General features: G+C 68.4%; 13 protein-coding genes, 1 pseudogene and 2 riboswitches. Of the genes and pseudogenes, 7 read left to right on the forward strand and 7 right to left on the reverse strand.

Annotation, left to right across the window (positions count from 1 at the left end; translation table 11 throughout):
• The 6 genes and pseudogenes from SIN08_RS01100 to SIN08_RS01125 all read right to left on the reverse strand — a co-directional run.
• Window positions 1–720 (reverse strand): annotated as a pseudogene (locus SIN08_RS01100) (precorrin-2 C(20)-methyltransferase); the annotation flags it as partial.
• On the reverse strand, window positions 717–1,352 hold the full coding sequence (locus SIN08_RS01105) for a precorrin-8X methylmutase (protein WP_322449633.1): 636 nt from the start codon (window positions 1,350–1,352) through the stop codon (window positions 717–719). The pseudogene SIN08_RS01100 and the gene SIN08_RS01105, both read right to left, overlap by 4 nt.
• Window positions 1,349–2,614 (reverse strand): precorrin-3B synthase, encoded by a 1,266-nt coding sequence (cobG, locus tag SIN08_RS01110; protein WP_322449634.1) that lies wholly within the window; start codon window positions 2,612–2,614, stop codon window positions 1,349–1,351. The genes SIN08_RS01105 and cobG overlap by 4 nt, the downstream gene beginning before the upstream one ends.
• Window positions 2,611–6,225 carry a cobaltochelatase subunit CobN gene (gene cobN, locus SIN08_RS01115; protein WP_322449635.1) on the reverse strand — a complete coding sequence of 1,205 codons (3,615 nt, stop codon included), beginning with the start codon at window positions 6,223–6,225 and terminating at the stop codon, window positions 2,611–2,613. The genes cobG and cobN overlap by 4 nt, the downstream gene beginning before the upstream one ends.
• 4 nt (window positions 6,226–6,229) lie before the next feature.
• A complete protein-coding gene (gene cobW / locus SIN08_RS01120; RefSeq protein ID WP_322449636.1) occupies window positions 6,230–7,267 on the reverse strand; it encodes a cobalamin biosynthesis protein CobW in 1,038 nt (345 codons plus the stop codon).
• Entirely contained in the window at window positions 7,264–7,701 is a 438-nt protein-coding gene (locus SIN08_RS01125; RefSeq protein ID WP_322449637.1) for a DUF1636 family protein, read from the reverse strand. Before SIN08_RS01125 ends, cobW begins: the two co-directional genes overlap by 4 nt.
• 37 nt (window positions 7,702–7,738) lie before the next feature.
• Window positions 7,739–7,951: riboswitch (cobalamin riboswitch) on the reverse strand.
• A 105-nt stretch (window positions 7,952–8,056) separates the two neighbouring features.
• On the opposite strand from SIN08_RS01125, the gene SIN08_RS01130 reads away from it, so the two are divergent.
• The 6 genes from SIN08_RS01130 to SIN08_RS01155 all read left to right on the forward strand — a co-directional run bounded on the left by SIN08_RS01130 (window position 8,057) and on the right by SIN08_RS01155 (window position 12,515).
• Window positions 8,057–8,344, forward strand: a complete 288-nt coding sequence (locus SIN08_RS01130; protein ID WP_322449638.1) for a GIY-YIG nuclease family protein — start codon at window positions 8,057–8,059, stop codon at window positions 8,342–8,344.
• A 217-nt stretch (window positions 8,345–8,561) separates the two neighbouring features.
• Window positions 8,562–8,759, forward strand: a riboswitch (cobalamin riboswitch).
• A 36-nt stretch (window positions 8,760–8,795) separates the two neighbouring features.
• The gene (locus tag SIN08_RS01135) at window positions 8,796–8,969 is read left to right on the forward strand and encodes a CbtB domain-containing protein (protein WP_322449639.1); all 174 of its coding nucleotides are present in this window, start codon (window positions 8,796–8,798) and stop codon (window positions 8,967–8,969) included.
• 19 nt (window positions 8,970–8,988) lie between these two features.
• Window positions 8,989–9,723 carry a CbtA family protein gene (locus SIN08_RS01140; RefSeq protein WP_322449640.1) on the forward strand — a complete coding sequence of 245 codons (735 nt, stop codon included), beginning with the start codon at window positions 8,989–8,991 and terminating at the stop codon, window positions 9,721–9,723.
• Window positions 9,716–10,228 (forward strand): bifunctional adenosylcobinamide kinase/adenosylcobinamide-phosphate guanylyltransferase, encoded by a 513-nt coding sequence (gene cobU, locus SIN08_RS01145; RefSeq protein ID WP_322449641.1) that lies wholly within the window; start codon window positions 9,716–9,718, stop codon window positions 10,226–10,228. The genes SIN08_RS01140 and cobU overlap by 8 nt, the downstream gene beginning before the upstream one ends.
• Before the next feature lies 1 nt (window position 10,229).
• On the forward strand, window positions 10,230–10,844 hold the full coding sequence (gene cobO, locus SIN08_RS01150; RefSeq protein WP_322449642.1) for a cob(I)yrinic acid a,c-diamide adenosyltransferase: 615 nt from the start codon (window positions 10,230–10,232) through the stop codon (window positions 10,842–10,844).
• Between the two features lie 213 nt (window positions 10,845–11,057).
• Window positions 11,058–12,515: a cobyric acid synthase gene (locus tag SIN08_RS01155; RefSeq protein ID WP_322449643.1), complete on the forward strand. Its 1,458-nt coding sequence runs from the start codon at window positions 11,058–11,060 to the stop codon at window positions 12,513–12,515.
• Here SIN08_RS01155 and cbiB read toward each other — a convergent pair.
• The gene (gene cbiB / locus SIN08_RS01160) at window positions 12,499–13,467 is read right to left on the reverse strand and encodes an adenosylcobinamide-phosphate synthase CbiB (protein WP_322449644.1); all 969 of its coding nucleotides are present in this window, start codon (window positions 13,465–13,467) and stop codon (window positions 12,499–12,501) included. The two genes, SIN08_RS01155 and cbiB, sit on opposite strands and share 17 nt — an antisense overlap.
• Here cbiB and cobD point away from each other — a divergent pair.
• Complete coding sequence (gene cobD / locus SIN08_RS01165; protein WP_416207997.1) at window positions 13,466–14,500, forward strand: threonine-phosphate decarboxylase CobD; 1,035 nt, start codon at window positions 13,466–13,468, stop codon at window positions 14,498–14,500. The genes cbiB and cobD overlap by 2 nt on opposite strands.
• Window positions 14,501–14,507 lie beyond the last annotated feature (7 nt).

The raw sequence follows: 14,507 nt of genomic DNA on the forward strand, positions 1-14,507 counted from the left end.
TTGCTCTCGCCAGCCGGGCACGAGCACGATGGAGAAATAGGCCGCCCTGTCGTCCGGCTTGTCGGCGAGGGGCATGGCGACCATTGATTCCATCGTGCCCCGTTCGACGAACATCGCCTCATCCAGCTTGCCGGCGCCTGCCAGCGCGCGGCGGATCTTCGGCAGGTTGCGCCCGACCTTCATGACGATCGCGGCGTCCGCGCTCGCCAGCCGGCTTGTCAGCTCCGCCTCGGGCAACGTGCCGGGCAGCACCGACAGCACATCGTCCCCCTGGGCGATCGGCAGGCCGACCGCCGACCAGCAGCCGGACATGGCCGTGACGCCGGCGATGACCTCGGTCGGATAGCGGCCCGCGAGCCGCACATGCAGGTGCATGTAGGAGCCGAAGAAGAGCGGGTCGCCCTCGCTCAGAACGGCCACCGTGCGGCCAGCCTCAAGATGCGCCGCGACGGTGCGGGCGGACTCCTCGTAGAACGCCTCGATAGCGCGCCGATAGGTCGGGTCGTCCTTTGGGATCTCGGTCGTCACCGGATAGAGAAGCGGCAGTTCCACCACGTCGGGTTGGATGTAACGCGCCACGATCGTCCGCGCATTGGACATGCGCCCCCGCTTGGCGAAATGGGCGACGACGTCGGCCTGCGCCAGCGCCTTGACCGCCTTGAGCGTGATGAGCTCCGGGTCGCCCGGCCCGGTGCCGACGCCGATCAGCCGCCCGCTCATAGGCCAGCCCTCGCGAGCGCATTGACCGCAGCCGCCGCCATGGCGCTGCCCCCGAGCCGCCCGCGCACGATAGCGAACGGGATGCCGTGATCGCCAGCCGCAAGTGCCTCCTTCGATTCCGCGGCACCCACAAAGCCCACCGGCATGCCGATGATGGCGGCCGGCCTCGGCGCGCCGGCCTCGAGCATGTCGAGAAGATGAAAGAGCGCCGTCGGTGCGTTGCCGATGGCGACCACCGCGCCTTCGAGCCGGTCGCGCCACAGCTCCAGCGCCGCCGCCGAACGCGTATTGCCGATCTTTGCGGCAAGCTCCGGCGTGCGCGGGTCGCGCAGCGTGCAGACCACGTCGTTTCCGGCCGGCAGCCGCGCGCGCGTGATGCCGTGCGCCACCATCTCGGCATCGCAGAAGATCGGGGCGCCCTTTGCGAGGGCCGCCCGCGCGGCCTCCACGAAGCCGGCCGAGAAGACGAAATCCCGCGCCGCCTCCACCATGCCGCAGGCATGGATCATGCGGACCGCCACATCCGCTTCCCCCTGGGCGAAGCGCGACAGGTCCGCTTCCGCCCGGATGATAGCAAAGGATTTCTCGTAGATGGCGGTGCCGTCGCGGATATAGTCGGAATGGATGCTCATGAATTTTGCCCTTGCATGGAGGCGCGATCGTCTTCGGCCAGTTCTTCGAGCAGCGCCTCGAGGTCCGGCGCGCGGTCTGCGCCGTCGTGCATTATCTGGTGGCCGTCTTCGGCGCCCAGCAGCGTCACAGCGGGACCGGACGGCCGGGCACACTGTTTCGCGCAGCCGGAGATGTGGACCGGGTTTTGCCGCGGCAGATCCGGCCGCCGCGCCACCAGCCGATCGGCCAGGCGCTTCGTGGCGAGATGGGCCGAGGCGCAGGCGGGGCGGCCCGCGCAGGTGGCGATAAAGAGACGCGGGTCGGCGCCGTCGACGACGAGACCGGCCTCCTCCGCATCCGTCAACAGCACCTCGTCCTCATTTCCTGAAAGGCCGAGAACGAGCAGGCCGCGCCCCGGCGCGAGGCGGTTTTCGCGGTTTTCGCCAATGCTTTCGGCAAAGCGGGCAAGAGCGCCGCTGTCGATCTGGCCATAGGCCAGCGCGAAGCCGCGCGCCTGCCCGCCGCCGGCGAGGTGGAAACGGCCGACCGGCAGGCACGGCTCTGATCGGCCGGTCGCTGGCGTGGGCACGCGGCCGGTGATCGCGGCCAGTTCGGCATCGGAAACATCGCGGGCGCGGGCGGTCGGGCCGTGCTCGGCGACAGCGGCAAGAACACGCAGCGTGATCTCCGCCGCCTCGCTTTGCGAAAAGCGGCCGAGCACACGGGCGGTGGACGATGAGCCGCCGACACGGAGGAGCCAGGTGATGGCGCTTTCTGCGCAGATGCCGCGCCCCTTCGCCCTTTCAGCCAACTCTTCTCCTGCCACCGCCTCCAGCTTTACATCAGCGATTATTCCGCCAAGGCCAAGCACGCCGCCGCCATCCACCGTCACGGAGACCTTCGGCCCCAGCCGTGACGCGAGCCCGAGTGCTTCGGCGCGCTCGCGGATCTCGCGCGCGCGTTCACGCGGGTCGGCCGCCTCGTCCCTGTCGAGCCCGGCAAGCGGGTTTGTCTCGACCGGCAATCCGGAGCGTACGGCGATACCGAGCGCATCCACCTGCGCGGCCAACCCGCCGGTGCTTTCCAGCGTCAGCCCCCTCACCTGCAAGCTGCCGCGTGCGGTGATCTCGACAATGCCGTTGCCGAAGCATGCCGCCGCGCGGGCGAGCCCGGCAAGTTGGCGGCCGGAGAGCCCGGCCACCGGCGTCAGGCGCGCGAGCAGGCCGTCGCCGGTCTGCATCGGCTCCAGCAGGGTGGGACAGGCGCCGCGCCGGCTGCTCATGCCGCTTCCTCCTCCGCCCGCGCCTCGGAGATCAGCGCGGCAAGGTCGTTGTCGACGGAATTGCGCAGCGGATGCCACAGCCCGCGGCGGCGCGCATCGGCGAAGCGCTCGGCCACGGCGCGCAGTGCCGCCGGGTTTTCCCGCAGCATGAAGTCGCGCAGGTGCGCGTCCTCCAGATAGGCCTTATGCACGGCCTCGATCAGCGCGGGGGAAATAGCCTCGGTCGTCTCGGCAAAGCCCACCAGCCGGTCCACGGTCTCGGCGAACTCCGCCGCCCCGCGCGGCCCGTGGCGCATCTGCCCTTCGATGAAACGCGGATTGAGCGCGCGGGCGCGGACGGCGCGGGTGACCGCCGCCGCGAGTGAACGGGCACGCGGGCGGGCGGGATCGGTGGTGTCGAGCACGACGAGATCCGCCTTGCCCCCGAGTGCGGCGACGGCCGCCGAGAAGCCGCCGATGAAGGCGACGTCGGCGGTGCCCTCGAGAAGGTCACGGCCGGGATCGTCGCCCGCATGGACAAGGAGATCGGCGCCGGCGACACGCTCGGCAAAGGCGCCCGGCACAGAACGCCCCTCCCCTTCCGCGCCGCCGAAGGCATGCGAGGCGGCGTCGAGATAAGCCTGGCCGAGCTCGGCGCGCTCGTCCCAGTCGCCGTGCGACAGGCGCTCCTCGATGCCCGCGCCATAGGTGCCGGGCGCCGAGCCGAAGATGCGCGCCGGCGCCCTGCCCTCGCGTTTTGCGGCCAGAGCCAGCGGGTTCTCGTCCTCCGCCTCCTCGCGGGCGGCCACGGCGGCCACGGCGGCGTCGATGAGCGCGATCTGCACGGGGAACATGTCGCGGAACAGGCCGGAAATCCGCCAGGTGACGTCGATGCGCGGCCGGCCGATCGCGGCCGGCGGCAGCACTTCGATACCCGTGACGCGGCCGGTCGCCCTGTCCCATTGCGGGCGGCAACCCATAAGCGCCAACCCTTGAGCGATCTCCTCGCCACCGGTGCGCAAGGACGCGCTGCCCCAGAGGTCGAGCACGAGCGCGCGCGGATAGTCGCCATGTTCCTGCAGATAGGCGCGTACGATCTCCTCGGCCGCAGCCTCGCCGAGCGCCACGGAAGTCGGTGTCGGCAGGGTGCGCGGGTCGGCGGTGAAAAGATTGCGGCCGGTCGGCAACACGTCGGTGCGCCCGCGTGCCGGCGCGCCCGAGGGGCCCGGCGGCACGCGCTTTCCGTCGAGCGCGGCGATGAAGGCCGTGCGCTCGCGTTCGGCACTTTCCCGCCGCAGGGGCTCGGCACCGTCCTCCGCGCGGCCATAGACATGCAGGCCGTCCTTGATGGCGAAATCCTTGAGGTCGCACAGCCAGGCATCGATCCTGAGCAGGGCTTCTTCCGGATCGTCGCTCTCCGACACCCCTGCTTCGCGAGCAAGCCCGCTTTCCCCCGCCGTCTCGACAATCAGCTTCGCCAGCCGGTCGCGGCGGCGCCGGTCAAGACCGTCGGCCTGGGCGAACTCGTCCACCAGTCGCTCGAGTTCCTGCTGCTCTTCGGAAAGTCCGGCGCCGACGAGCGGCGGCGTGAGATGGCCGAGCGTGACGGCGGCAATCCGGCGCTTGGCCTGGGCGGCCTCGCCGGGATTGCTGACGATGAAGGGGTACACGACCGGCAGCGGCCCGGCGACGATCTCCGGGAAGCAGGTGCGGCTCAGCGCCACCGCCTTGCCGGGCAGCCATTCCAGCGTGCCATGGGCGCCGAGATGCACGAGTGCGTGACAGCCGAGCGCTGCCCGCAGCCATACGCCGAAGGCGACGAGATGATGCCGGGGCGGCAGGAAGGGATCGTGATAGTCCACCCGGCGGTCGGCCGCGCGGCCGCGGTCCGGCGCGAAGCAGATGGTGACATTGCCAAAGCGGGCGGCACGGAAGCGGAAGGCGCCGTCGATCAGGTCTTCCTCGGGCACACCCCATGCGGCTTGCACGGACTCGCGCACCTCCACCGGCAGGTTTGCAAAGGCCGCGGCGTAGTCTTGCCCGGAGAGGGAATCGCCCTCCCGTTCCAGAAGGCGCATCAGATCGCGCGGCGTTTCGGGGATATCCTCGACTTGATAGCCCTCCGCCTTCAGGTCGCGCAGCATCTCGATGGCGCTTTGCGGCACGTCGAGGCCCACGGCATAGCCGGCGCGCCCGGTGGCGGCCGGATAGTCCGGCAGGATGATGGCGAGCTTGCGCGCCGCGCGCGGCGTCGCCTGCAGCTTGAGGTTGGCGGCGATGCGGTCGGCCACCTGTTCCACCCGGTCCGGCTCGGGCCGGTTCACCTGCAGGCCGACGGCAAGGGCGGGGTCGGTCTCCTGCGGCTCCTTGAAGGAGATGGCGCCGGCCATGATGCGCCCGTCGAGTTCCGGCAGCACGACATGCATGGCGAGATCGGCCGGCGCGAGGCCACGGTCGCCTTTCTCCCACGCCTTGCGCCGCGTGGTGGCGACGGCCACCTGGAAGACAGGCAGGCCAAGCCGGTCGAACAGCGCCTCGCCCTCGCCCTCCATGCTGCTGGCGAAGGCGGTGGCGGTGATGAGGGCGGCGGTCTGCAAAGCCTTCACCGTCTCGTCGAGAAGCTGCCGGGCGGTGTCGTCGCGCAGGGTGGCGACGAAGATGGGCACGGCGCGTATGCCCCGCTCCTCCAGCGCCTTTGTCAGAGCATCGATGGGTGCGACGTCGCTGGCCAGAAGCATCGAACGGTAGAAGATGATGGGTACGACGGGGCTGGTGCCCTGAGCTTGGGATGCGGCTTGGCTCTCTCTCTTGCGATTTCTAACACTTAGCTTCCGCTTCGCTCCAGCTAAGACGTTGAAATCGCTATCTCCCCCGCCAAGGGGGAAATAGGCGCCGGCTTCAACGCCGCTGCCACTCTCAGATGCCGGAAATGTGGAGGAACGGAGCCGCGAGGGGTCCCTCTCCCCCTTGGCGGGGGAGAAAGCAAATTCTTGGGCTTGGGCAACGCCCAAGTCCCTAGAATTTGCAAGAGAGGGGGCCGGCAAAACACGTCGAGCAAAATACTCCACTCCCACTACGCCTGCCCCCGGCGCGTAACATCCGGCTCTTGCCAATGGGCGCGGTTCACCCGTTTCCACTTCGCGGCCGGCGAGCCGCGCCATGTGGCGGACGGCAAGACCGATGTTCTCAGGCCCACCCTCGTGAAAGCAGGCGAGCAGCGCCGCATAGCTGTTTTCGGACACGGTCGAGAGCGTCGCCAGGCGCTCGTCCCGTTCCCCACCCTCACCGGGCAGGAGCGCCAGCGCGATCCCTTTCTCGCGCGCCATGGCGGCGAGGCGGTCGCAACCGTAGCGCCACCAGTCATGGCCGCCGAGGATGCGGGCGACCACGACGCGCGCATGGGCCGCCACGCTGTCGACCCAGAGATCCACCGACATGGGATGGCGCAGCTCGCGCAAGGGGGCGAGCCTCAGCGAAGGCAGCGCTTTTTCGTCTGCCTTCCAGGCCGCGGCAATGCCCGAAAGGTCGCTGTCGGTAAAGGACAGCGCCACCATCTCCGCCGGGCTCTGGCGAAGGTCGACCGGCTCGATCAGGTCGTCGAGCGAGGCGGAGCTGGTGGCGAGGATGTGCATCGTTTCATGCCGCCAGGAGCTTCTCGACCGCCGTCCGGTCGAGGCCCTTGAGGCCGATGACGACAAGACGCGTGCCGCGTGCCTCGTCCGCCTTCCAGGGGCGGTCGTAATGATGCGTCACGCGCGGACCGACGGCCTGGACCAGGAGCCGCATCGGCTTGCCCTCCACATGGGCGAAACCTTTGAGCCGCAGAACGTTCTCCGCTTCGGCCGCCGCCGCCACCTTGCGGGCCAGCGCCTCGGGGCTCGCCACTGCCGGCAGGTCGAGTACGAATGTGTCGAAATCGTCGTGCTCGTGATCGTCGGCGCCGTCATGATGCGACTTGCGGTTCTCGATGTCGTTCTCGACCGCGAGCCCGAGACCGAGCAGCACGCCCACATCGACCTTGCCGTTCATGCCGGGCACGATCTTGGTGCCGGCGCGGACATGGCCGTTCATGCGGCCTTCGGCGCTGGCGAGGTCGCCTTCATTCAGAAGATCGGCCTTGGAGAGGATGATGAGATCGGCGCAGGCTACCTGGTCGTCGAAGACCTCCTCGATGGGATCGTCGTGGTCGAGCGATTCGTCGGCCACCCGCTGCGCGGCGAGCGCCTCCATGTCGGCCGCCACCTGGCCGCCGGCCAGCGCCGGCCCGTCGACCACCGCCACCACGCTGTCGACCGTCACGCGGCTCTTGATCCCCGGCCAGTTGAAGGCCTGTACCAGGGGCTTCGGCAGCGCCAGCCCCGATGTCTCGATCAGGATGTGGTCCACCCTCGGTTCGAGTGAGAGGATCCTGTCGAGTGCCGGCGCGAAGTCGTCGGCCACGGTGCAGCAGATGCAGCCATTGGCCAGTTCCAGCACATCGTCGTCCGTGCACCCCTCGAGCCCGCAATTGCGCAGGATCTCGCCGTCGATGCCGATATCGCCGAACTCATTGACGAGCACGGCGATCCGGCGCCCGCCTGCCTGTTCCAGCACGTTGCGGATCAGCGTCGTCTTACCGGCGCCCAGAAAACCGGTGATCACCGTGCAGGGCACGCGTTGGAGAGCGGCGGTCATGGAATCTCCTTCAGGCTGTCATAGGTGGGAATGCGTGCGATAAGCCCCCGCTTGAGCGCCTGGGGCCGGCCGCGAAAGGGCATGAAGCCGTCCTCGGAGCGGGCGAACAGCGCCGCACCCGCGATCAGGTCTTCGCCGCTGCCCGGCTGCAACTCGCCGAAGACATAGGACCAGCACCCCTCGCGCAGGATCGCCGCGGAAAGGCCGCGCTTGCAGTTGCCGAGGCAGGCCACCTGCCGCACGCGCACACCGCCTTCCGCGCCAGCCCGGGCCGCCTCCCTGGCAAGCCGGCTGCCCGGGCGGGGCACATCGTCGCCATCTCCCGGACGCCGGCACGAGCTGCACACGACGACGGTCACCGCCTCGAGCGGGTCCGGTTCGCAGAAATCGCTGGTGGAAGAAGAATCCGCCGGTTCTGGAAAGTCGCTTTTCAAAGTCGCATCCTTTGCCCGGGTCACCCGCCGGGCGGTAGGCGTTCACAATCACGACGGCAGGTCTCCTGGCTCACGGATCACCGCCTTCCGCCGCCTTCCCGAATGCCCGGCCGGGCTTTCAGTGGCCTTGTGGCGAAGGGCTCTCCGCTTACAGTTGCGGGGACAGCTGCGGAATTGCCCGAAGGCGCACCGCATTCCCTCTTAGCTCCCGTCCGGAAGGGACGCGAGAACCGTCGGCGGCCATTTAGAGCCGGCACGACGGCGCTGTCAACGCGATTGCGCTCACATACCGGGTCATCTCTGCGAATGTAACTTCTCGTTGAGCTCGCCTGGTTCTTATGCTCTGGTCAGATGCATGGGAGGGTATGTCTACATTCTCGCATCGCGCAAAAACGGCACGCTCTATACGGGAGTTACCAGTGATCTCGAGCAGAGAATTTGGGAGCATCGCGAGGGCATCACTGGTGGTTTCACCGTAAAGTACGGCGTGAAGCGGCTGGTGTGGTATCGCGACTATCATGACATCCGCGACGCGATCGAAGACGAGAAGCGCATCAAGAGATGGCGCCGGAAATGGAAACTCGAACTGATCGAATCCGTGAACCCGCAATGGGACGATCTCTACGAGACACTGAACGGATAGCGAACCACCCCACCGCGTCATCCCGGCCGACCAGCGGGAGAGCCGGGACCCATTGAGAGGCGCAGGCGGATGCTGGGTTCGGCGAGGCGGTGATGGCGGGCGCCCCGGCGAATACCCGGCCGCGCTGCCCAATGGGTCCCGGATAACCCTCCGGGTTTCCGGGATGACGGAGGTGTGGCGCGCAAAATTCGTCCTTGCCCGCGCGCGCATTTCAGCTAAGGTCTGGCGCGTCGTCGGTTCCCCTTGGGGACGAGAGAGGGAACGCGGTAGGGGCCAGGGCCCTGATCCGCGGCTGCCCCCGCAACTGTAAGCGGCGAGCTCAGCCCGAGCGCCACTGGAGCTTTCAAGGCTTTGGGAAGGCGGGCGAAGCCGAGACCCGCGAGCCAGGAGACCTGCCGCCGGCGGAAACGAAACCTGGAATGCCCTCGGGCGGAGGGCGAAAGGATTGACGATGACAGCTTCCACGACATTTCCCGCCGAATCGGTGAAATCGCGCGTTCTCCCGCTCCTGATGACCGGCTTCCTGGGGCTTTTCATTGTCGGCTTCGCCGGCTTTGCCCAGATGGACGTCGTCCACAACGCCGGACACGACTACCGCCACTCCATGGCCTTTCCCTGCCACTGAGCGTAAAAAGGCCGATATCATGTCTGTTTTCAGGAATGCGGTGTTCCTCGCCGCGATTGCCGGCCTGTTTGCCGGCATCGTGATGACGGGGCTGCAGAGCTTCTTCACAGTGCCGCTGATTCTCGAGGCCGAAACCTACGAATCGGCCGCGCCCGCGCACGATCATGGTGGCGAACACGCCCACGAGGCGGCCGCCGGCGACCACCATCACGGCGGGGAAGCCTGGGCGCCGGCCGACGGCGCGGAGCGAACCTTCTACACCGCGCTCGCCAACATCGTCACCGGCATCGGCTTCGGCCTGCTGCTTGTCGCCGTCTCGGAGCTTGCCGGCGGCATCGGCGGCTGGCGGCAGGGGGTCGTCTGGGGTTTGGCCGGTTTCTCGGTCTTCACGCTGGCGCCGGGCCTTGGCCTGCCGCCGGAACTGCCGGGCATGCCCGCCGCCGATCTCTTCGCGCGCCAGTTCTGGTGGGTCGCCACCGCCGCTGCCACCGCGGCCGGCCTGGCGCTGATCGCCTTCGGGCGCAATCCGCTGCTGGCCGTGCTCGGCGTGGGTCTGATCATAGCGCCGCACATCGTCGGCGCGCCGCAGCCGGTGACGCACGAAACGGATGTCCCAGCGGATCTGCATCGGCGCTTCGTCATGGCAGTGACGATGACGAACCTCGTCTTCTGGGTGGTTCTGGGCGGTGCTGCCGGCTTCCTGCGGACGCGCTTTGCCGAGGGGCTGGGCACGGCGCGAAGCAGCCTTGCCTGAGGGGCACCTCACCCTGGTCCTCGGCGGCGCACGCTCCGGCAAGAGCCGCCACGCCGAGGCCCTCATCGAAGCCTGTCCCGCGCCCTGGACCTATATCGCGACGGCGCAGGCCTTCGACGGGGAGATGCAGGCGCGCATAGCCGAGCATCGCAGCCGGCGCGGGGGAAATTGGCGGGCCATTGAGGCTCCCCTCGCGTTGCCTGAGGCGCTCGCCGACGTTCCGGACGGCCAGCCGGTGCTCGTTGACTGCCTGACGCTCTGGTTGACCAACGTCATTCTGGCAGAACGGGACGTCGAGGCGGAATGCGGCCGGCTCGTCGAGGCTCTGAAAAGCCCGCGCGGGCCGTGGGTCGTCGTCTCCAACGAGGTGGGGCTTGGCATCGTGCCGGAAAACCCGCTCGCCCGGCGCTTTCGCGACGCGGCGGGAAGCCTGAACCAAAAGGTCGCGGCCGGGGCCGGAAGCGTGGTCTTCATGGTCGCCGGCCTGCCGATGAAGGTGAAGTGACATGCACGAGATCGAAGACAAGGATGCAGAACGCCACAAGGCCAAGATGGCCAAGCGCAAGGCGGTGCAGGACGCGGAAGTTGCGGAAAAGAAGATCGAGAAGGGTCTCCTGATCGTCAACACCGGGCCGGGCAAGGGCAAGTCCACCGCCGCCTTCGGCCTGGCGCTGAGAATGTTGGGCTATGGCCGGCGTGTCGGGGTCGTGCAGTTCATCAAGGGCGCCTGGCATACGGGTGAGAAAGACGCCCTCGCCCGTTTCGGCGACCAGGTGGAATGGCACGCCATGGGCGAAGGCTTCACCTGGGAGACACAGGATCTGAAGCGCGACATCGCCGCCGCCGAGCGGGCCTGGGGGAAGGCCAAGGAACTGATGGCCGACCCTGCCTTCGGCCTCGTCATCCTCGACGAGCTCAACATCGCCCTGCGTTACGACTATCTCGACCTGGACGCGGTCGTGGAAGGGCTTCAGGCCCGCCGGGCGGACCTCCACGTCGTCGTGACCGGGCGCAATGCCAAGCCGCAGCTCATCGAAGCGGCCGACCTCGTCACCGAGATGGGCCAGGTGAAGCACCACTTCGGCGCCGGCGTGAAGGCGCAGCAGGGGATCGAGTTTTAGGCCTCAAGGTGCATAGACGGAAATGCCGGTGCGCTCCCATGTATCCTCGTCATTCCGGAAGCCGCAGCGAAGCGGAGGCTGTCCGGGATCCATTCCGGAACGCGGGAAGGAATGGATCCCGGCTCGCGGAAGCTCCGCTCCCTTGGTCGGGATGACGGCGAAGGCGCGTAGGGGCGCCGGCACGTCTTGTTGGTTCTCCCACGCGAGGCGCCCATGCCCGCGCTGATGTTTCAGGGCACAGGCTCGGATGTGGGCAAGTCGCTGATCGTCGCCGGGCTTTGCCGCGCCTTCGCCGACCGGGGCCTCATCGTCCGTCCGTTCAAGCCGCAGAACATGTCGAACAATGCCGCCGTGACGGTCGACGGCGGGGAGATCGGCCGGGCGCAGGCGCTCCAGGCGCGTGCAGCGCGGGAGGAACCGAGCGTCCACATGAACCCGGTGCTTTTGAAGCCGCAGAGCGAGGTGGGCGCCCAGGTGGTGGTGCGGGGCAAGGTCGTCGCCAGCGCCGGGGCCGCCGCTTACCAGTCGATGAAGACGGATCTGCTTGGCGACGTGCTCGACAGCTTCCGCCGTCTCAAGGCGGAAGCCGACCTCGTGCTGGTGGAAGGCGCCGGCAGTGCCTCGGAGACCAATCTGCGGGCAAACGACATTGCCAACATGGGTTTCGCGCGGGCGGGCGGCCTCCCCGTCGTGCTGATCGGCGACATCGACCGCGGCGGCGTGATCGCCAGCCTCGTCGGCACGAAGCACGTGATCGATCCGGCCGACGCCGCACTCATCCGCGGCTTCATCGTCAACCGCTTCCGCGGCGATCCGGCCCTGTTCTCCTCGGGGATGGAAGAGATCGCACGGTTGACCGGCTGGGCACCCTTCGGGCTCGTCCCCTTTTTCGATCAGGCGCGGCGGCTTCCGGCGGAAGACGCGCTGGCGCTGACGCAGAAACATGTCTCCTACGAAGGCAGGGGCCGCATTAGGATCGCCGTGCCGATCCTGCCGCATATCTCGAACTTCGACGATTTCGACCCGCTGGAGGCCGAGCCGGAGGTCGAGCTGGTGCGCGTGTGGCCGGGCGCGGCGCTGCCGGGCGATGCCGCGCTCGTCCTCCTGCCCGGTTCGAAATCCACCATCTCCGATCTCGCGGCGCTCCGACAAGCCGGGTTCGACATCGACATTCGCGCGCATCTGCGGCGCGGCGGCTTTGTCGTGGGCCTGTGCGGCGGCTTCCAGATGCTCGGCCGCACGATATCCGACCCGAACGGGATCGAGGGCCCGCCGGGCACGGTGGAAGGCCTCGGCCTTCTTAACGTCGCGACCGTCTTATCTGCGGAAAAGACATTGCGCCCCTCCGAAGGCCGGACGGCGGACGGCATCTCTTTCAAGGGCTACGAGATGCATATGGGCCGGACGACCGGGCCGGACTGCACGCGCCCCTTCGCGCGGCTTGCCGAGGGCCGGGCGGACGGCGCGGTCTCCGCGAATGGGCAGGTCTTCGGGACCTATATGCACGGCCTCTTTGCCGACGACCGGCAGCGCTCGGCCTGGCTCGAACGGCTCGGCGGTGCGGCCTCGGATCTCGACTACGAGGCTGGCGTGGAGGACACGCTGGATGCCCTGGCGCGGCATCTCGAAACCCATCTCGACCTTGACGGGCTTCTCAGCCATGCAGCATGACGAGCCCCGCCAGAACGCCCAGAAGCGCGATCAGCAGCGCGTCGGCCGTGCGATAGAGCTTGAGGGCACGGCGGATGTCGGCGGCACGCGCTTCCCGCCGTCCCCCCTCGCCCATGGTGGCGTCCGCGACCGCCACGCCGCCATAGATGCGCGGGCCCGCGAGCGCCAGGCCGAGCGCGCCCGCCATCGCCGCCTCCGGCCAGCCGGCATTGGGCGAGCGGTGCCGGCGGGCGTCGCGCAGCACGGTACGCCAGACCTTTGCCGGCGAGGCTTCACCGGTGAGCCGCGCCGCCGCCACGAGGAGCAGTGCAGTCAGCCGCGAGGCTGGCAGGTTGGCCAGGTCGTCGAGACGGGCGGCGGCCCAGCCGAAGGCCTTGTGACGCGGCGTGCGGTGGCCAATCATGCTGTCGGCGGTGTTGACGGCCTTGTAGACGAGCGCGCCGGGAAATCCCAGCACCGCCAGCCAGAAGGCCGGCGCCACCACGCCGTCGGAGAAGTTTTCCGCCAGGCTTTCGATGGCTGCACGGGAAATTCCCGCTTCGTCGAGCTCGGCCGTGTCGCGCCCGACGATCTGAGAAACGGCCTTTCGTCCGGCCGCCAAACCTTCCGTCTCCAGCGCCTCTGCCACGGCTTCGACATGGGCGGCAAGGCTGCGCTGGGCGAGGAGCGTGCTGGCGAGCAATGCGGTGAGGAGGAGCCCAGCGCCGGCGCCGAGCGAGGACTGGACGAGCCAGCCGATCCCGCCGGCGATCAGGACCAGCACCGCCAGCGCGACCATGCCGCCAGCGCGCCGGCCGCCCTTCGGCCATTCGGCGCGGTTGAGCCGGCGGTCGAGAAAACCGATCAGCCCGCCCATCCAGGTGACCGGGTGGCCGATGGCGCCGAACAGGCGGTCGGGATAGCCGATCACCCGTTCGATGGCGAGCGACAGGAAGGCTAGAATGAGGGTCATGGCATCGCGTCTGGAAGACCTGGGCAGTGAAGTGACCGATCACGGCGGCAGCCTCGGGCGCGCCGAGACGCTGTTCCCGGGCGCCCCGAAGCCGTGGCTCGATCTTTCCACGGGTATCAACCCCTACTCCTATCCGCTTCCCGACTTTCCGGCCAGCGCCTTTGAACGCCTTCCCGAAGAAGAAGCACTTCGGGACCTCGCCGACATCGCCGCCCGCGCCTATGGCGCCCCGGCCGGCGCCAACGTCGCGGCAGCGCCGGGAACGCAAATCCTGCTGCCGCTCGTCGCAGCATGCGTGCCGCCGGGCAAAGCCGCCGTGCTCTCGCCCACCTATGCCGAGCACCGGCGCGCCGCCGCGCTCGCCGGGCACGACGTGCGAGAGGTTCAGGATTTCGCCACGCTGTTCGACGCGGATCTTGCGATATTGGTGAACCCGAACAATCCGGATGGCCGCGTGATCAACCGCGCCGACCTTCTGGCGCTTGCCAGGCACATGCGGGAAAGGGGCGGTCTCCTCGTCGTGGACGAGGCCTTCATGGATGTGGGGCCCGAGGCGGAGCGGCTGGACGGGGACGTGGAGGCGGGTGGCATCGTCGTGCTGCGCTCCTTCGGAAAGTTTTTCGGGCTCGCGGGCCTGCGCCTCGGCTTCGCCATCGCGGCCCGGCCGCTGGCGCAGGTCTTGCGCGCCAGGCTCGGGCCTTGGGCCGTCGGCGGCCCGGCGCTGGCGGTCGGCCGCGCGGCCCTTTCAGATTTTCAGTGGCAGGCGGAAATGCGTGCGAAGCTGATGAAACGAACCGCCGCGCTCGACGTTTTGCTGGCCGAGAGCGGGATCGCCGCTGCCGGCGGCACGCCGCTGTTCCGCTTCCTGCGCACACACGAGGCTGAAAGCCTTTTCAATGCGCTCGGGCGGGACGGTATATTGGTGCGCAATTTTAGTGGCGACCTGCACGCCTTGCGCGTAGGATTACCGGGCGATGAGGATGCGTTCGACCGGCTTTCCCGATCCCTCCGCCGCTGGCGGCACGCGGGCTAGGAACCTG

Source organism: Chelativorans sp. M5D2P16, assembly GCF_034427935.1.
Taxonomy (GTDB): domain Bacteria; phylum Pseudomonadota; class Alphaproteobacteria; order Rhizobiales; family Rhizobiaceae; genus Chelativorans.